General features: G+C 67.6%; 19 protein-coding genes. 10 read left to right on the forward strand and 9 right to left on the reverse strand.

Going from position 1 to position 17,221, the window contains the following annotated elements:
* Positions 1 to 579: a hypothetical protein gene (locus XINFAN_RS05070; protein WP_124085397.1), complete on the forward strand. Its 579-nt coding sequence runs from the start codon at positions 1 to 3 to the stop codon at positions 577 to 579.
* On the opposite strand, the gene XINFAN_RS05075 is transcribed toward XINFAN_RS05070, so the two are convergent.
* The 3 genes from XINFAN_RS05075 to XINFAN_RS05085 form a co-directional block, all read right to left on the reverse strand.
* Positions 572 to 1,033, reverse strand: coding sequence for a hypothetical protein (locus XINFAN_RS05075; RefSeq protein ID WP_124085398.1), 462 nt, complete (start codon positions 1,031 to 1,033; stop codon positions 572 to 574). The two genes, XINFAN_RS05070 and XINFAN_RS05075, sit on opposite strands and share 8 nt — an antisense overlap.
* Before the next feature lie 41 nt (positions 1,034 to 1,074).
* A complete protein-coding gene (locus XINFAN_RS05080; protein ID WP_124085399.1) occupies positions 1,075 to 2,034 on the reverse strand; it encodes an acetyl-CoA carboxylase carboxyltransferase subunit alpha in 960 nt (319 codons plus the stop codon).
* A gap of 472 nt (positions 2,035 to 2,506) precedes the next feature.
* Positions 2,507 to 3,466 (reverse strand): L-malyl-CoA/beta-methylmalyl-CoA lyase, encoded by a 960-nt coding sequence (locus tag XINFAN_RS05085; RefSeq protein WP_124085400.1) that lies wholly within the window; start codon positions 3,464 to 3,466, stop codon positions 2,507 to 2,509.
* 181 nt (positions 3,467 to 3,647) lie between these two features.
* On the opposite strand from XINFAN_RS05085, the gene dgcA reads away from it, so the two are divergent.
* Positions 3,648 to 4,610 carry an N-acetyl-D-Glu racemase DgcA gene (dgcA, locus tag XINFAN_RS05090; RefSeq protein ID WP_124085401.1) on the forward strand — a complete coding sequence of 321 codons (963 nt, stop codon included), beginning with the start codon at positions 3,648 to 3,650 and terminating at the stop codon, positions 4,608 to 4,610.
* 4 nt (positions 4,611 to 4,614) lie between these two features.
* On the forward strand, positions 4,615 to 5,472 hold the full coding sequence (locus XINFAN_RS05095; protein WP_124085402.1) for a D-amino-acid transaminase: 858 nt from the start codon (positions 4,615 to 4,617) through the stop codon (positions 5,470 to 5,472).
* 66 nt (positions 5,473 to 5,538) lie between these two features.
* Here the strand turns inward: XINFAN_RS05095 and XINFAN_RS05100 are convergent, their stop codons facing one another.
* The 3 genes from XINFAN_RS05100 to XINFAN_RS05110 all read right to left on the reverse strand — a co-directional run bounded on the left by XINFAN_RS05100 (position 5,539) and on the right by XINFAN_RS05110 (position 7,842).
* Positions 5,539 to 6,549 (reverse strand): calcium-binding protein, encoded by a 1,011-nt coding sequence (locus tag XINFAN_RS05100; RefSeq protein WP_124085403.1) that lies wholly within the window; start codon positions 6,547 to 6,549, stop codon positions 5,539 to 5,541.
* A 239-nt stretch (positions 6,550 to 6,788) separates the two neighbouring features.
* On the reverse strand, positions 6,789 to 7,103 hold the full coding sequence (locus XINFAN_RS05105) for a DUF1244 domain-containing protein (RefSeq protein ID WP_124085404.1): 315 nt from the start codon (positions 7,101 to 7,103) through the stop codon (positions 6,789 to 6,791).
* Positions 7,096 to 7,842, reverse strand: coding sequence for an N-formylglutamate amidohydrolase (locus tag XINFAN_RS05110; RefSeq protein WP_124085405.1), 747 nt, complete (start codon positions 7,840 to 7,842; stop codon positions 7,096 to 7,098). The genes XINFAN_RS05105 and XINFAN_RS05110 overlap by 8 nt, the downstream gene beginning before the upstream one ends.
* A gap of 172 nt (positions 7,843 to 8,014) precedes the next feature.
* Between XINFAN_RS05110 and pyk the strand changes: the two genes are divergently transcribed.
* The 4 genes from pyk to rplT all read left to right on the forward strand — a co-directional run bounded on the left by pyk (position 8,015) and on the right by rplT (position 10,411).
* Complete coding sequence (gene pyk / locus XINFAN_RS05115) at positions 8,015 to 9,460, forward strand: pyruvate kinase (RefSeq protein ID WP_124085406.1); 1,446 nt, start codon at positions 8,015 to 8,017, stop codon at positions 9,458 to 9,460.
* 35 nt (positions 9,461 to 9,495) lie between these two features.
* A complete protein-coding gene (locus tag XINFAN_RS05120) occupies positions 9,496 to 9,720 on the forward strand; it encodes a hypothetical protein (protein WP_124085407.1) in 225 nt (74 codons plus the stop codon).
* Positions 9,721 to 9,832: 112 nt separating this feature from the next.
* A complete protein-coding gene (gene rpmI, locus XINFAN_RS05125; protein ID WP_124085408.1) occupies positions 9,833 to 10,033 on the forward strand; it encodes a 50S ribosomal protein L35 in 201 nt (66 codons plus the stop codon).
* A 12-nt stretch (positions 10,034 to 10,045) separates the two neighbouring features.
* Positions 10,046 to 10,411 (forward strand): 50S ribosomal protein L20, encoded by a 366-nt coding sequence (gene rplT, locus XINFAN_RS05130; protein ID WP_124085409.1) that lies wholly within the window; start codon positions 10,046 to 10,048, stop codon positions 10,409 to 10,411.
* 49 nt (positions 10,412 to 10,460) lie between these two features.
* Here rplT and XINFAN_RS05135 read toward each other — a convergent pair whose 3' ends face one another.
* Positions 10,461 to 10,874, reverse strand: a complete 414-nt coding sequence (locus tag XINFAN_RS05135) for a DUF4260 family protein (protein ID WP_124085410.1) — start codon at positions 10,872 to 10,874, stop codon at positions 10,461 to 10,463.
* A gap of 132 nt (positions 10,875 to 11,006) precedes the next feature.
* Here XINFAN_RS05135 and pheS point away from each other — a divergent pair, with 132 nt between their 5' ends.
* The gene (gene pheS / locus XINFAN_RS05140) at positions 11,007 to 12,086 is read left to right on the forward strand and encodes a phenylalanine--tRNA ligase subunit alpha (RefSeq protein ID WP_124085411.1); all 1,080 of its coding nucleotides are present in this window, start codon (positions 11,007 to 11,009) and stop codon (positions 12,084 to 12,086) included.
* A 57-nt stretch (positions 12,087 to 12,143) separates the two neighbouring features.
* Here pheS and XINFAN_RS05145 read toward each other — a convergent pair whose 3' ends face one another.
* The gene (locus XINFAN_RS05145; protein ID WP_124085593.1) at positions 12,144 to 13,286 is read right to left on the reverse strand and encodes a TIGR03862 family flavoprotein; all 1,143 of its coding nucleotides are present in this window, start codon (positions 13,284 to 13,286) and stop codon (positions 12,144 to 12,146) included.
* A gap of 15 nt (positions 13,287 to 13,301) precedes the next feature.
* Positions 13,302 to 13,919, reverse strand: a complete 618-nt coding sequence (locus XINFAN_RS05150; RefSeq protein WP_124085412.1) for an enoyl-CoA hydratase/isomerase family protein — start codon at positions 13,917 to 13,919, stop codon at positions 13,302 to 13,304.
* 125 nt (positions 13,920 to 14,044) lie between these two features.
* On the opposite strand from XINFAN_RS05150, the gene XINFAN_RS05155 reads away from it, so the two are divergent.
* Positions 14,045 to 15,553 carry a DUF2125 domain-containing protein gene (locus XINFAN_RS05155; RefSeq protein ID WP_124085413.1) on the forward strand — a complete coding sequence of 503 codons (1,509 nt, stop codon included), beginning with the start codon at positions 14,045 to 14,047 and terminating at the stop codon, positions 15,551 to 15,553.
* Positions 15,554 to 15,635: 82 nt separating this feature from the next.
* Entirely contained in the window at positions 15,636 to 17,204 is a 1,569-nt protein-coding gene (locus XINFAN_RS05160) for a hypothetical protein (RefSeq protein ID WP_124085414.1), read from the forward strand.
* Positions 17,205 to 17,221 lie beyond the last annotated feature (17 nt).

Below are 17,221 nucleotides of genomic sequence, written 5' to 3' on the forward strand. Positions count from 1 at the left end.
ATGGCGGTGTTTCGTTTTCTGTTCGCGGTGTTGCTGGGGGGGCTGGCTCCGGCGCTGGCCGACCCCGCCGGGCAGACCGATGAGCCCCTGGTGATGCGGCTGATCTTCGAGGATTGCCTCGGCTATGTGACCGCAAAGAAACCGCCGTTCGAGGGGCTGGCGCTCGCCCCGATCCCGCCCGAGGCCGAGGCGTCGCTGCCCGCCGCTTCGGCCGGGATCGCCAACCGTCATCAGCTGCTCAGCCCGCGCTACTTTGCGATCTGGGGCGAAGACGAGGATGTCCGTCTGTGTATGATCCAGACCATGATCTCTTCGGACGAGCCGATGCTGCTGGTCGAGACCGAGGGTTTTCTGGACCGGATCACCGCCCGCGCCGCCGCCCATGGCATGACCGAGGCCGATGTCGGCGAGGAGTTCAGCCCGTTCTACACCAATGACTGGAGCGAGCCGGGCGACGACGGCTCCACCGGGCTGCGCATGGTGGTGATGCCCACGGGCGGCACCGAAGACGGCGCGCTGGCGGATGCCGGGCTGATCATCGTCGCCGCGGGCCTCGGCTGGCGGCCGCCGTCTAACTGATCGGGCAGTCGCCTACGTCGATGTCGAGACCGAGTCGCACCTCGGGGCCGTATTCCCGGCCCGAAGTGTTGATGTAAAGCGCGCCGGCCTCGGTGAAGATATCCTCGTCCTGGATCTGCATGGTGGTGAATTCCGGGTCGATCCGCACAGCGCGGAACAGCGCGCATTCGGTCTCGAACCGCAGGACGTAGCCGTTGAACTGCGCCTCGTAGAACCGGCCCCCGCCGCGCGGATAGCTCAGCTCGATCCGCTGCGGGGCGATTTCGACCGTGACCGGCACCACATCGAGCCCGCTGAGGAAGCCTTCGGGCTCCAGCCCGAATTCGACGCCGTCACCCACCGTCACCGTGCGGCCCCTGGCTTGCAGATAGGGCTGCGCCGGATCGTCCCAGGTCATCACCGTGAAGGTGACGGTGCGCCCTTCCAGCGTTCCGGCTGCAGCCGGCGCAACCATGACCAGCGCCGCGAGAAAGCCCCGAAGCGCCGGCCCGCCCATCAGGCCGCCAGCCCTTTCGAGCCCATATCGAGGAATTTCTGCCTCCGGTCGCGGATCAGCGCGGCGGGCTTCTTGTCGGTCAGCTCGGCCAGCATCGCCTCGATCGCCTTGCCTACCGCCCCGACCGTCTCGGAAGGCGCGCGCTGCGCGCCGCCGACGGGTTCCTTGACGATACGGTCGACGATGCCCAGTTTTTGCAGATCCTGGGCGGTCAGGCGCAGGGCCTCGGCCGCCTCGCGCATCTTCTCGGCATCTTTCCACAGGATCGACGCGCAGCCCTCGGGCGAGATCACCGAATAGACCGAATGTTCCAGCATGGCGACGCGGTTGGCGGTGGCGAAGGCCACGGCCCCGCCCGAGCCGCCCTCGCCGATGACGACCGAAATCAGCGGCACGCCGATGGAGAGGCATTTCTCGGTCGAGCGGGCGATGGCCTCGGACTGCCCGCGCTCTTCGGCGCCCTTGCCCGGATAGGCGCCGGGCGTGTCGACGAGCGTGATCACCGGCAGGCGGAAACGGTCGGCCAGATCCATCAGCCGGATCGCCTTGCGGTAACCCTCGGGGCGGGCCATGCCGAAATTGTGCTCGATCCGCGATTTGGTATCATGGCCCTTCTCATGGCCGATCACCACCACCGGGCGGTCGTTGAACCGCGCGATCCCGCCCAGCACCGCATGATCGTCGGCAAAGGCCCGGTCGCCGGCCAGCGGAGTGTATTCGGTGAACAAAGCCTCGACATAGGAACGGCAATGCGGCCGGTCGGGGTGGCGCGCGACCTGGCATTTCTGCCAGGCGGAGAGGTTCTTGTAGAGATCGCGCAGCGCGGTCTCGGCCTTGCGGTCCAGCGCCTCGGCCTCTTTCGACATATCCATGCCGGACTGGCCGCGCGCCAGCGCCCGCAATTCCTCGGCTTTGCCTTCGATCTCGGCCAGGGGCTTTTCGAAATCGAGATAGATCATGCGCAGGACCCTCGTTCTGATCGCCCCTATATGGCGGCAGAGGGGGCGAAGTGCAACTCGGCTGGCAACCTGCGGCGCAAGCAAGGGGCTTCGCGCCCCGGCGGGTGCCGCGCCTCCCCCCGAGGGATGGGATCAGGATGAAAACCGCAGCGGATTTCATCCTGATCCAAATACCCCCGCCGGAGGCATCCGCCGAAAGCCGCGCGCGACCGGCCTCCCGGGATGCGGCGCGCAGGTCATTTTCTGTCCTGAAATATCCCCGCCGGAGGCTTCCCCGGCCGGGCCGGGGCGCAGGGGCCGCAAAAGGCAACACCCCGCGGCTTTCGCCACGGGGTGCGCATCCTCCCGTTTGCCGCGCGGGGCCTCCTCTCCCCGTTGGTCGCGGCGCGGGTTTTCTTTCCGCCCTGATCCTGTGCGGTGTTCCCGCGAGTCTGCGCAAAGGACGGGCGGCGAGTCAACGGATTCCTTCCCGTCAGCCCCCGGCGATGATTTCCGCCTGGCGGACGATGACCTCGGCCTGGCGCATCGAGGCGATGTCGATCAGCCGGCCCTTGTAGGTCGCCGCGCCCTGGCCCGCGGCCTTGGCGGCTTCCATCGCGGCGAGGATCTCGCGCGCCTCGGTCACCGCGGCGTCGGAGGGCGTAAAGACCTCGTTCGCCAGCGCCACCTGTTTCGGATGGATCGCCCATTTGCCGACCATGCCGAGCGTGGCCGAGCGCAGGGCCTGGGCGCGGAAGCCCTCGTCATCCGAGAAATCGCCGAACGGGCCATCGACCGGCAAGACGCCATGGGTGCGACAGGCGGCGACGATGGCGGCCTGGGCCCAGTGCCAAGGGTCGGACCAGTATTTCTGGCCCTCGCGGTGCATGTAGTAGTTTTCCTGGGTGCCGCCGATCCCGGTGGTCTGCATCCCCATCGAGGCCGCGAAATCGGCGGCACCGAGGCTCATGGCCTGGAGGCGCGGCGAGGAAGCCGCGATTTCCTCAACATGGGCGATGCCGGCAGAGGTCTCGATGATGACCTCAAGGCTGATCGGCTTCCGGCGCGCTTTCGCGCGCTCGACGCCGGTGACCAGCGCGTCCACCGCATAGACATCCGCTGCGCAGCCGACCTTGGGGATCATGATCTGATCGAGCCGGTCGCCGGCGTTTTCCAGCAGGTCCACCACGTCGCGATACCAGTAAGGCGTGTCGAGCCCGTTGATCCGAACCGAGAGGGTCTTTTTGCCCCAGTCGATCTCGTTGATCGCCTGGATGATGTTCCGGCGCGCGGATTCTTTGTCGCCCGGCGCGACCGAGTCTTCGAGATCGAGGTTCACCACATCGGCGGCGCTGGCGGCCATCTTCTCGAACAGGGCGGGGCGCGAGCCGGGGCCGAAGAGCTGGCAACGGTGGGGGGGGGCGGGGGCGGGCGGTTGCAGGCGGAAGCTCATGTCGCGTTCACCGTGAAATCATGTTTCGTGATGGGTCTGTGTTTCGGTATAATATTGCTTTTGCAATTGCAATGCCGCTGTGCAGCGTGTGCAGGTGGACGGGGCGGCGCAAATCTGATCTGTCGGAACCGGGGGCGCTTCGCCCCCCGGACCCCCCGAGAGTATTTAAGTCAAGGTGAATATGATCACGGTCAGTTCCGATGTCTTCCGTCTCGCCCAGGTCTTTACCATCTCGCGCGGCAGCCGGAGCGAGGCGAAGGTGCTGACGGTGCGGGTGACGCGCGGCGGCGTGAGCGGATGGGGCGAATGCGTGCCCTATGCGCGGTACGGCGAGAGCCCGGAGAGCGTGGCGGCGCAGATCCGTGCTTTGCCCGAGGGGATCGGGCGGGCGGATTTGCAGCAGGCGCTGTCGCCGGGGGCGGCGCGCAATGCGGTGGATTGCGCTTTGTGGGATCTTGAGGCGAAGGCCGCCGGGCGGCGGGTCTGGGATCTGGCCGGGCGCCCGGCGCCGGGGGCGGTGACGACTGCCTTCACACTCTCGCTGGCCGAGCCTGAGGCGATGGAGGCGGCGGCGCAGGCGGCGGCGGCGCGGCCGGTCCTGAAGATCAAGCTCGGCACCCCGGACGACATGCCCCGGCTGGAGGCGGTGCGGCGCGGGGCGCCGAAGGCACGGCTGATCGTCGATGCCAATGAGGGCTGGACGCCGGAGATCTACCGCGAACTGGCGCCCAGGCTGGTGCGGATGGGCGTGGCGCTGGTCGAGCAGCCCTTGCCCGCGGGCGAAGACGGTGCGCTGGCGGAGATCGGGCGGGTGCTGCCGGTCTGCGCCGACGAGAGCTGCCACGACCGCGACAGCCTCGCCCGGCTGCGCGGGCTTTACGATGTGGTGAATATCAAGCTCGACAAGACCGGGGGGCTGACCGAGGCTTTGGCCACCGCAGATGCGGCGCGCGGGATGGGGTTCGTGCTGATGGTCGGCTGCATGGTCGGATCAAGCCTGGCCATGGCGCCCGCCGTCTTGCTGGCGCAGGGCGCGGAGCATGTTGATCTTGACGGGCCGCTCTTGCTGGCGGAAGACCGGCCGCACCCGCTGCGTTACGATCTGTCGCAGCTTTACCCGCCTGAGCGCGAACTCTGGGGATGAGAGCATGACCCGCACCGTTTATGTCAATGGCCAGTATCTGCCGGAAACCGAGGCCACGGTTTCGATCTTCGACCGGGGTTTCCTGATGGCCGACGGGGTCTATGAGGTGACCTCGGTGCTGGACGGAAAACTCATCGATTTCGCGGGCCATCTGCGCCGGCTGCAACGCTCGCTGGACGAGCTGGAGATGAAGAACCCGCTGTCGGAAGACGAATGGCTGGCGGTGCATCGCGAGTTGGTGGCGCGGAACGGGGTGGAAGAGGGGATGGTCTATCTCCAGGTCACCCGCGGCAATCCGGGCGACCGCGATTTCGCCTGGGCGGCGGACGTGGCGCCGACCGTTGTGCTGTTCACGCAAACCAAGCCCGGCCTTGCCGACAATCCGCAGGCCAGGACCGGGATCAGGGTGATTTCGGTGCCCGATATCCGCTGGGGCCGGCGCGACATCAAGACGGTGCAGCTTCTGTATCCGTCGATGGGCAAGATGATGGCGAAGAAGGCCGGGGTGGATGATGCCTGGTTCACCGAGGACGGTTTCGTGACCGAGGGCACCTCGAACAACGTCTATATCATCAGGGGGAACAGGATCGTCACCCGGCCCCTGTCGTCCGAGATCCTGCACGGGATCACCCGCTCGGCCGTGCTGCGGTTCGCCGCCGAGGCGCAATATGAGGTCGAGGAGCGGGCCTTCACCGTCGAAGAGGCGCAGGGCGCGGATGAGGCGTTCCTGACCTCGGCCTCGGCCTTCGTGATGCCGGTGGTGGAGCTGGACGGCGCGGCGATCGGCACCGGCAAGCCCGGCCCGGTGGCGACCCGGCTGCGCGAGATCTACCTCGACGAGATGCGCAAGGCGGCGGTCTGAGCGCAGCGTCGCAAAGAAAAGGCCGCCTCACCGGGGCGGCCTTTCGCATTTCGGGGGCTGGAGGGATCAGGCGGCCACGGGTGCGGGCGACAGATGCCGCGTCACCACGAACTGATCGCTGTCCACCGCGTCGGGCAGGATGTCCTGCAACAGTACCTCGTCCTGGCCGTTCACGGTAACGATGGTATGGGCGCCCTCGGCGCGCAGTTCCACCACCGGCAGTTCCGGCCCCTCCACCACATGGATATGCAGCGAATCCTCGGCCGGGTTGAAATCGGTGACGGTCATCAGCCCGATTCCGAGACCGCGGTGGTCCAGCTCGAACGTGTCGTGACCGGCGCCGCCCGTCAGCGTGTCGCCGCCATCGGCGGTCAGCCAGTCGTTGCCGTTGCCACCGAAGAGCTGGTCGTTGCCGACATGGCCCGGGATGCTGTCCACGGCGCGGATATAGTCGTTGCCGGAGCCGCCGTAGAACACGTCCGAGCCGCCGGACGAGCGCAGCGCATCGTTGCCGGTGTCGCCGTAGAGCGTGTCGTCGCCGATGCCGGTGTGCATGATGTCGCGGCCCGCGCCGCCGCGGGCGAACAGATCGCCATCGGCGCCCGAGGCGTCCAGAATGTCGTTGCCGTCGCCGAGGAAGATCCGGTCGTCGCCGTCGCCCGCGCCGACATCTACGCTGTCGTTGCCTGCGCCGGCCCAGATGTTGTCGTTCCCGGCGCCGCCAACGATGGAATCATCGCCGTCGCCGCCCTGGATCCGGTCGGCTCCGTCGCCGCCGTAGAGCGAGTCGTTGCCGGCGCCGCCGATCAGATCGTCATCGCCCGCATCTCCCGAGAGCATGTCGTCGCCCTCGCCGCCGTCGATTCTGTCGTTGCCGCCGAGGCCGAACACTTCATCGTCACCGCCAAGCGCCATGATGTCATCGTCGCCCTGGGTTCCGGTCAGCAGATCCTCGCCCTCGGTGCCGCGGATGATGTTGTCGCTGCCGCCGTCGCCGCTGTTGTCGTCATCATCGTCGTTCACGGCGATAACGACTCCGGCCACCAGCAACAGTGGCAGTAAGAACAACAGTTCCATAATAAAGCCCCCGATCGTTAATCAGACGTTAATATCTTCAAGCGATGGAGGGTGGTCGGGGATCTGTCAACCGGACTCGCCCGCGGGCGGCGGATTGGTGACGATCTGGCCCGGGTGCGGGGCCTGCGCGGGCTTTGTTGCCAGTGTGGAAACCGGGCGGAAGGGTGGCAAAAGCCGGGCGAAATCCGGCCCGGCCGGCCGGCGAATCGGCGGATAAACCGGGGGTTGAGCCCGGGAGGTTATTCCGGTTGCGGCACGTTCCTCGCGAAAGCCTCGCGGAAGGCGGCCTGCTTCTCCGGCCCGGCTTCGGTCTGGTTCCGCGCCACCCAGTCGGCATAGGGCATGCCATAGACGATGGCGCGCGCTTCTTCCTTCGAGAGGGGGATGCCGTGCCCGGCGGCGGCCTCCTGATACCAGCGGCTCAGACAGTTGCGGCAGAAACCGGCGAGGTTCATCAGGTCGATGTTCTGCACATCGGGTCGGGCGTCCAGCAGGTGGCGCATCAGCGCGCGAAAGGTCGCGGCCTCGATCTCGGTGCGGGTCTGGTCATCCATGGCTTGCCTCCTTGAGCGCGGCGGTCAGGATCGGCGCGAGGCGCGCGGCCCAGGCCTGTTGCGCGGCCTCGTCTGCGATCAGATCGTTTCTCAGCTCGATCAGGGTATTGTGGCGCCCGGTTGCAAGGGCGTGGCGGTCGATGGCATCGCCGGGGAGATGGCCGGAATAGGGTTCGTTGTCGCCGGTGCAAAGATCCGGCTCCGCCCGCAGCAGCGCGATCAGCGGCAGCGAGAGCCGGCTGTCCAGATGCGAATGCAGCACGCCGATATGCCAGGGCCGCGGCGGGCGGCCGTTCAGCTGCCGCGTGAAACTGTGGACCGCAAGGATCACCGTATCCTCCCGCCGCGCGGCCAGCCTTGCGCAGGCGGCGTGATAGGGGCGGTAGAGCCGGTCCAGCCGCTCGGCGATTCCGGCGGCATCTGTCCGGCGATTCGCCGGGATCACGCTGCCGTCGTAAAGCCGCATCACCAGCGTCGGGTCGTCCTCGCCGCGGTTCGGGTCGATCACCAGCCGCGAGAAGCGCGAACAGATCACCGGGCTGTCGAGCAGCCGCCCGAGCGCGCGCGCCACCCCTTCGGCCCCGGGGTCGAAGGCGATATGGCGGTTCATATCCGCCGCGGGCAGGCCGAGGTCGCCGCCGCCCACCCAGTCGGGCACCCGGTTGGTGGCGTGATCGCAGGTGATCAGCCAGCGGCCGGGGCGGTCCTCTCCCTCGATCCTGAATGCGTCCGCGGACATTTCCCTGCCCTTATCCCTTGTCGGGCCGGATCTTTCCCATCCCGCGCGGGGCGTCAAGAGCGGGCGGGAAAAGCCGGGCTTTGTCACAAATCGTTCTGTTGCGGGCGCTAACAGTTTGCGCCATAAGGCGGGTGGCCCACATCGCAACACGAATAATTCCAGGGAGGATGGCATGCGCCGCCACCGTAACGTGAAGATTGTGGCCACGCTCGGGCCTGCGTCCAGCAGCTATGAGATGATCCGCGCGCTGTTCGAGGCCGGGGCCGATGTGTTCCGCCTGAACATGAGCCACGGCATCCACGACGACATCAGCGAGCGTCACAGGATCATCCGCCAGGTGGAAAAGGATCTGGGCCGCCCGATCGGCATTCTCGCCGATCTTCAGGGGCCGAAGCTGCGGCTGGGTGTGTTCGGCGCGGGCGCGCATGACCTGGAGGACGGCGACCGCTTCCGCCTCGATCTGAGCGACGCTCCGGGCGACGGGACGCGGGTGCAATTGCCGCATCCCGAGATTTTCGCGGCGCTTGAGCCGGGCGCGATGCTGCTGGTCAACGACGGCAAGATCCGGCTGAAGGTGGAAAGCTGCGGTCTGGATTTCGCCGATTGCGTGGTCGAGGTCGGCGGCACGATCTCGAACCGCAAGGGGGTGAACGTGCCCGATGTGGTGCTGCCGCTGGCGGCCCTGTCGGAAAAGGACCGGCGCGATCTGGAATTCGTCTGCGAGCTGGGGGTGGACTGGCTGGCGCTCTCGTTCGTGCAGCGCCCCGAGGATGTGCTGGAAGCGCGCGATCTGGCGAAGGGCCGTGCCGCGATCCTGTCGAAGATCGAGAAACCGGCGGCGGTGAAAGCCTATGAGGAGATCCTGAAGGTTTCCGACGGGATCATGGTGGCGCGGGGCGATCTGGGGGTGGAACTGCCGGTCCATTCGGTGCCGCCGATCCAGAAGCGGCTGGTCCGCAAGGCCCGTGCGGCCGCCAAGCCGGTGATCGTCGCCACCCAGATGCTGGAAAGCATGATCGAGAACCCGATGCCCACCCGGGCCGAGGTTTCGGACGTGGCCACCGCGATCTACGAGGGCGCCGATGCGGTGATGCTCTCGGCGGAATCGGCGGCGGGAAGGTTCCCGGTTGAGGCTGTCTCGACGATGGACAACGTGGCGCGCTCGGTCGAGGCCGATCCGACCTATCTGGCGATCATCGATGCCAGCCGCGTGGTCCGGCGCGAGACGGTGGCCGATGGCATCGTCGCCGCCGCGCGCGAGATCGCCGAGGCGACCGACATCAAGGCGATCGCCTGTTTCAGCCAGTCGGGCACCACCGTGGGCCTGGTCGCGCGCGAGCGGCCGCATGTGCCGATCATCGCGCTGACGCCGCTGTTCTCCACCGCGCGGCGCCATGCGCTGACCTGGGGCGCGCATTGCGTGATCGTGCCCGAGCAGGAGCGGTTCAAGGGCGCGGTCCTCTATGCGGTGCGCGCCGCGCGGGCGGCGGGATTCGCACAGGAAAGCGACCAGATCGTGGTCACCGCCGGGGTGCCGTTCAATGTGCCGGGCAGCACCAATATCCTGCGCGTGGCCCCCTGCGATGAACGATTGATTTCAAAGGTCGAGCCCGGCTAATCTTCGCCCGTCAGGGTGTTGCCGCAGGTGAAACCATGGATACCGATCTGCTTCTGACGATTGGCATTTTGCTCGCGGTTCTCACGCTGCCCTCGCTGTTGTCGGCCTGGGTCGACGGGCGGGTGCCGCGGGTGGGCGCGATCCTCCTGATCGCGGCGGCGGGCCTTGTGGTGGTGGCCGTCATGCAGCGGCCCGGGGGCTATGCGTTCAAGGACATCCCCCGGGTGATGGTCTCGGTCGCCGGGCGCTATATCAACTAGCGCTTTTGCCCTTGCCCCGGGGCGCGCCCCGTCCTATAGCAGCGGCTCTTACGAACCGCGTGGCCGGCGAATGTGGCATGCCGAGTCGCGCGCGAAAACACTGGAGTGTGAAATGCCCAAGATGAAGACGAAATCCGCTGCGAAAAAGCGGTTCTCCTTCACGGCCAATGGCCATGTGAAGGCCGGTGTGGCCGGCAAGCGCCACGGCATGATCAAGCGTTCGACGACCTTTATCCGTCAGGCGACCGGGACCATGATCCTGAGCGAGCCCGACGCGAAGATCGTCAAGAAATACATGCCGTATAACCGCTAAGGAGAGCCAGAGATGTCCCGCGTCAAATCCGGCAAGGTCACTCACGCCCGCCACCGCAAGGTGATCAAGCAGGCGAAAGGCTATTACGCCGCCCGCTCGACGAATTTCCGCACCGCCACCCAGGCGGTGGACAAGGCCAATCAATACGCGACCCGCGACCGCAAGGCGAAGAAGCGCAGCTTCCGTTCGCTGTGGATCCAGCGCATCAACGCCGCGGTGCGGCTGTTCGATCCGGCCTTCACCTATTCGCGCCTGATCGACGGTCTGGCCAAGGCCGGGATCGAGGTCGACCGCAAGGTTCTGGCCGATCTGGCGGTGCACGAGCCCGATGCGTTCAACGCCATCGCCGGCAAGGCCCGCGAGGCGCTGGCCGCCTGAGATCCGCGTCTCAGCTTTCAGGAAAAGCCCCGGCAACGCCGGGGCTTTTTCATTTCCGCCCGATCCGGCCCAGATGGGTATCGGCAAAGCCGCTGGCGTATTTAAGCCCGTAGCCGAGCGCCCGGTCGAAACCGGCATGGGCCAGCAGCAAGAGCCCGGCCAGCAGCACCATGCGCGGCGCCTCGCTTCCCGCCAGCCGCAGCGCCAGATCCGTGCCGATCAGCGCCAGCGGCAGGAGCAGCGAATGCAGGGCGTTATAGACCACCGCCCCAATCCGCGCGCCCGCCCGATACGCCGGCAGGCCCAGATCGGGGGCGAAGAACAGCAGCAGATAGGGCCAGAGCCCGCCCCCCGCCAGCGCCCAGGCCGCGGTCGCCGTCAGAAAGAGGCCAAGCTCCTCCAGCCGGATCAGCATCCGGACCCCGCCCCGCACCTGCCCGTTTTGCGCAATTCGTTCCGGCATTCGTCTCTCCTTTGTGCGGTGCTTTCCTCTGCCCTGGCGGGCCGGCCTCGTCCAGCGCCCGCCCTTGCAATCGCGGCCCCGCCCGGCTAACCCCTGAGCCGCACTTCAGCCGTTACTCCCTGCGAGGCTCCGATGGATCTGACCGAACTCCGTGGCAAATATATCGGGGCCGTGGCCGGCGCCGCCGACGAGGCCGCGCTGGAAGAGGTGCGGGTGGCGGCCCTCGGCAAGAAGGGCGAGATTTCCGCGCTGATGGCGACGCTCGGCAAGATGGACCCCGAGGCGCGCAAGGCCGTCGGCGCCCATCTGAACGAGCTGAAAACCGAGATCGACACCGCTTTGCGCGCCCGCAAGGCCTCGCTGGCGGATGCCGCGCTGGACGAGCGGCTGAAATCCGAATGGCTCGACGTGACGCTGCCGGGCCGCCCGCGCCCGCAGGGCACGATCCACCCCGTCAGCCAGGTGATGGACGAGCTGACCGCGATCTTCGCCGATATGGGTTTTTCCGTTGCCGAAGGGCCGCAGGTCGAAAGCGACTGGTATAATTTCGACGCGCTGAACATCCCGCCGGAACATCCCGCGCGGCAGGAGCATGACACGTTCTTCATGCACCGCGCCGAGGGCGACAACCGCCCCCCGCATGTGCTGCGCACCCATACCTCGCCGGTGCAGATCCGTGCCGCGCTTGAACACGGCGCGCCGATCCGGGTGATCGCTCCGGGCCGGGTCTACCGGATGGACATGGACCAGACCCATACCCCGATGTTCCACCAGGTCGAGGGCATGGCGATCGACCGCGACATTTCGATGGCCAATCTGAAATGGGTACTGGAGGAATTCTGCCGCGCCTTCTTCGAGGTCGACAAGGTGGAGCTGCGCTTCCGCGCCAGCCATTTCCCCTTCACCGAACCCTCGGCCGAGGTGGATATCCGTTACTCCAACGTCGGCGGCCAGCTTCGCATCGGCGAGGGCGACAAATGGATGGAGATCCTCGGCTCGGGGATGATGCACCCGAAGGTGCTGGCCGCGGGCGGGATCGACCCGAACGAATGGCAGGGCTTCGCTTTCGGCCTCGGCATCGACCGGATCGCCATGCTGAAATACGGCATCCCCGACCTGCGCGCCTTCTTCGAGAGCGATCTGCGCTGGCTGCGCCACTACGGTTTCAGTGCGCTGAACCTGCCGGACCTGCCGGGCGGCCTTTCGCGCTGATCCTTTCATCCTGATGAAAATATCCTGCGGGGGTCCGGGGGCGCAAAGCCCCCGGCGCTACGCCACAAGCGCCGCCGCCTGCCCGGCCCAGAGCCCGGTCGCCAGACAGCCGGTCAGCAAGTAGCCGCCGGTGGGCGCCTCCCAGTCCAGCATCTCGCCGCAGGCGAACACGCCGGGCAGCGCGCGCAGCTCCAGCCCTTCGGTCAGGCTTGCACGGGTGATGCCGCCCGCGACCGAGATCGCCTCGTCCAGCGGGCGCGGGCCGTCGTGGCGCACCGTCAGGTGTTTCAGCGAGGCAAACGGCGCCTCGCGCGCCCATTCCATCGCCAGACCGGCGGCGGCGGGCGAGAGCCCCAGCTTGCGCAGCCGGTTGACGAGGCTTTCGCCCGGCCGCATCCGGGCGAGGCGGGCGGCGATTTCCTCCCCGGTCAGATCGGGCAGCAGGTCGAGCACAAGCCCGGCCCCGTCGCGCACCGCGGCAGAGACGGCATAGATCCCGCCGCCTTCCAGCCCGCGGGCCGAGATCACGAATTCGCCCCGCTCGCGCCTGCCGCCGGCGATCAGCGCCGCGCCCTTCACCGGCTGGCCGAAATGCCGCGCCATATGCGGCGACCAGGTGACGCTGAGCCCCATGTTGGCGGGTTTCCAGGGCGCGATCCCCACGCCGCGCGCCGCGACCCAGGGCACCCAGGCCCCGTCCGATCCAAGCCGCGACCAGCTTGCGCCGCCCATGGCCAGCACCGTGACAATGGGCGAAACCAGCCGCGGGCCGCCCGACATGTCGAAAGCAAATGCCTCGCCCTGCCAACCGGTCCAGCGCCAGCGCGGACGCAACTCTACCCCTTTGCCCGCCAGCCGCGCCAGCCAGGCGCGCAACAGCGGCGAGCCCTTCATCGCCACCGGAAACACCCGCCCCGAAGAGCCGGTGAACACTTCCTGGCCGAGGGCGCGGCTCCATTCCATCACATCGGCGGGGCCGAAACCGCGCAGGATCGGCGCCAGCCAGCCGGCGCTGTAATGGCGGGCGAAATCCGCCGGAGCCTCGTCTTTCGTCAGGTTCAGCCCGGATTTCCCCGCCATCAGGAACTTGCGCGCCGGGCTTGGCTTCGCCTCGGCCAGCACCACCCGCCGCCCGGCATCGGCCAGAGCCTCGGCCGCCATCAGCCCCGCAGGGCCCGCGCCGATCACCAGGGCGTCGATCCGTTCCATCCGGCGTCAGGCCAGCGTCATCCGCCGGATCGCCGCGACATGATCCGGCCGCGCGGCCAGCGCGTCATGGGCCAGGGCGCGGGCGGCGTCGGTCACCTCACCCGATTCCACGATGCGGTCGATCAGGCCAAAGGCCAAAGCCTCCTGTGCGCCGATCCTCGCCCCGGCCATCAGGATCAGCCGGGCGCGGGCCGGGCCGATCAGCGCCACCAGCCGGGCCGGGTCCGAGGGCTGCGGCAGATAGCCCAGCTTCATCACCGGATAGAAGAAATTCGCCCCCGGCACCGCGATGCGCAGATCGCAGGCCAGGGCCACGCCGAAGGCCCCGCCCGCCAGGGTTCCGTTCAGCGCGGCGATCGACAGGCCCGGAAAAGCCGCGATCGCGGATGAGGCGCGCTCCCAGACCGGATCTGTCGCAAGCCCCGCCTTCGCCGCATCCAGATCGGCCCCGGCCGAGAACACCTTGCCCGCGCCGGTCAGGATCAGCGCCCGCGCGCCCGCGTCCCAGGCGCCCCGGGCGGCCAGGGCGATCTCTTCCAGCATCCCGGCGGTCAGCGCATTGGCTTTTTCCGGCCGCTCCAGCCGGATGATCCGCAGCCCGCCCTCGTCTTCCACCCCGATCATCGCAACTCCCCCGCATGACGGGATTGTCATTCCGCGCCGGGGCGGGTCATGTCAACCGCCCCTTGACGCGGCCCGGCCGGGGCATGACCATGCGCGCAACGAATTTTCAGCGATGAGGCCTGGTTATGAAACACTGGACGCTTTCGGCATCCACCGCGATTGCCCTGATCCTTTCCGCGGCCCCTTCTCTGGCCATCACCCCCGAAGAGGTGTGGGAGAACTGGAAGACGCTGGCCACCGGCACCGGCGGCACGCTGACCACCACTTCCGAGACCCGCAACGGCAATGTGCTTGAGGTGAAGGGCCTGACCACGACAGCCACCGACGGGCTGTCGGGCGACACTTTCACCACCACCATCGACAGCGTGACGCTGACCGACCGCGGCGACGGCACGGTCGAGGTGAAGATGTCCGACAGCTATCCGCTGACCTTCACCGAGGCGGGCGGCCAGCCGGGCAAGCCCACCATGCTGTTGCAGGTGGGCCAGCCGGGCGCGGTGGTGATCGCCTCGGGTACGGCGGATGCCGCCAGCTACGACTTCACCCTTCCGGCGCTGACGGTGGATCTGGTCGAGGGCCATAACCGCCGTGGCGACAAGGTGGACGTGACATTCACCGTGACCGCCGCCGATCTGGCCGGGAAATATCTGGTTTCGCCGCGCGAGGGTGGCGGCTTCGGGCTGGAATCCTCGATGACCTCGGGCGCGGTGAAGATCGCCGCTTCGGGGAACGAGAACGGCAACAGCTTTACCGGCGCGTTCGATCTGGCGGGGCTCAGCGTCACCTCTGCGGGCACCTTCATCGACCAGGCGCTGATGGCGGATATGATCCAGGCTCTGCAATCGGGCTTCGCCATCGACAGCAAGGCCGAGATCGGCGCCATCACCACCTCGTTCCAGCTGGTTGAGAACGGGGTGACGTCCAGCTTCTCGGGCCAGCTTGGCGGGGCCGGGTTCCATGCCGTGCTGGACAAGACGAAAGTGGATTACGGCTTCTCGCTGAAGGACGGCAAATTCGCCGCCGACATGCCAGCGGCCGGGGTTCCGGCAGGGGATACCGCATTCACCGAGGTGAGTTTCGCCCTCGCGATGCCGGTTGGCGTCTCGGATGTGGCGGGGGATTTCAGCTTCCTGACCCGGCTGACCGATCTGACCATGTCCGAATCGGTCTGGGGCCTGTTCGATCCCGGCGCGCAGCTCGCGCGTGATCCGGCCTCGCTGGTGGTCGATCTGAAGGGCAAGGGCGCCTGGCTGACCGACATCTTCGCCCAGGGCGGCATGGTCGGGACTTCCGACATGCCGGTCCGGCTCGATTCACTCGATCTGGCTCAGGTGCTGCTGAAACTCGCCGCCGCCGAGGTGAATGCGAATGGCGCGCTGACCTTCGACAACAGCGATCTGCAAACCTTCCAGGGCTTCCCCGCGCCCGAGGGCAAGGTGACGGTCAACCTGTCGGGCGTCTCGGCGCTGCTCGACAAGCTGGTCGCCATGGGCTTCATCAGCGCCGACGATCTGACCGGCGTGCGGATGGGGCTGGCGATGTTTGCGCGCCCCGGCCCCGGCCCCGATCAGCTGATCAGCGAGATCGAGTTCCGGGAAAAGGGCCTGTTCGTGAACGGCCAGCAGATCATGTGATCCGGAACGGCTGCGGCGGGGGCCAGGCCGGTCCCGCCGCCTGTCTTTCGTCCCGGCCGATGTTTGCAGAGTTTTCCGCCTTATGACGCTTCTTTCCCGCCGTTTCTCCCCGCTGGCCGGGGCCGCCCTGCTTGCCACGCTTTCGCCCCCGCCGCTCCTGGCCCAGGGGGTGGTCGCCAACGAGCTCTGGGCCGCCTGGCAGGAGGGGGCGAAAAGCGCGGGCGCGGTGCTGAGCGCGGTCGAGCTGCGCGAGGGCAACCGGCTGGTGTTGCAGGATCTGCGGCTGGACACCGGCGGCGACGGCGGGGTGATCCAGCTTGAAACGGTGACGCTGACCAATCAGGCCGACGGCTCGGTGGGCGTGATCCTGCCCGAGCGGTTTCCCTTGGTGATCGAACTGCCGCCCGTGCCGCAATCCGGCGAAACGACCGCCTATCGCCCCGAGAAGGTGGTGCTCGGCGTCGAGGCGCCGCAGTTGCAGGTCATCGTGCGCGGCATCGGCGAGCGCGCCGATTTCCAGGCCAATGCGCCGCAGATCACCGTCTCGCTCGACCGTTTCATCCCGCCGCTGCCCGCCGGCCAGGGCGAGGTCACGCTCAGCATGGCGCTGGAGGGGGCGGATCTGCGCTATCTTCAGGATCTGGCGGTGGCGGTGCCGCTCGTCGATGGCGCGCTGGCCTTCGAGAGCCTGACCGCCAGCCTGATCGTCAACGGCAGCGAGGACGGCAACGGCGTGATGGCGCTGAGCGCGGGCAAATCCTCGGCCACCTTCTCGGGCGCGGTTCCGGCCGGGGCGGCGGAATCGACGGCGGAGGCAGAGGTGGGCGAGGCGCTGAAGCTGCTGGAGAACGGGCTGCGGGTCAGTGCGAAGATCGACCTCGGCCCGCTGGCCTTCACCGGCGACATCCGGCCCGCGGGCGAGGAGATTCCCACCGCCTTCGACCTTTCCGCCATGGCCACGGTGCTTTCAGTGGGGCTGGATGCCGCCGCCATCGGCTATGAGGCGGCGGTCAGTGGCTTCGGTGTCCGGGTGACGGCCGACATGCCCGACGTGCCGGGCAACGAGATTTCCCTCAGCCTTGAGGAATACCGCACCTCGGCGAAGGCCGGTCTGAACGGGCTGCGCGGGCCGCAGGACTGGAGCCTGGCTTACGTGGTCCGCGGTTTCGGGATGTCCGAACAGATGTGGGATCAGCTTGACCCCGCCCGGATCATGCCGCGCGAACCGATGACCGTCGCGCTGGATCTGGCGGGGCGCTACGGGATCCTCCCCGAGGCGCTGGCGCCCGGCTGGACCCCTGCGGCGGGCCAGACCCCGCTCAGCGAATTCGGCTTCCGCGTGAACGAGTTCAATCTGGATCTGGTCGGCCTGACCATGACCGGCGAGGGCGGGCTGGATCTGGACATGACGGACCTGACCAGTTTTGACGGTTTCCCGGCGCCCTCGGGGCGGCTCAGCTTCCTGACCAGCGGGGCCTACGGTCTGATCGACCGGCTGGTGCAACTGGGCCGGATGACCGAAGAGGATGTGATCGGCGCGCGGGCGGCGCTTCTGATGATCGGCCGGGCGGGCGAAGCATCCGACACCCTGCACACCGATCTCGATTTTCACGACAAGGGCTTTTTCCTGAACGGGATCAGAATACGCTGAGCCGGGGGCGGGGCACG

It is taken from the genome of Pseudogemmobacter humi (genome assembly GCF_900609055.1).
Taxonomy (GTDB): domain Bacteria; phylum Pseudomonadota; class Alphaproteobacteria; order Rhodobacterales; family Rhodobacteraceae; genus Pseudogemmobacter; species Pseudogemmobacter humi.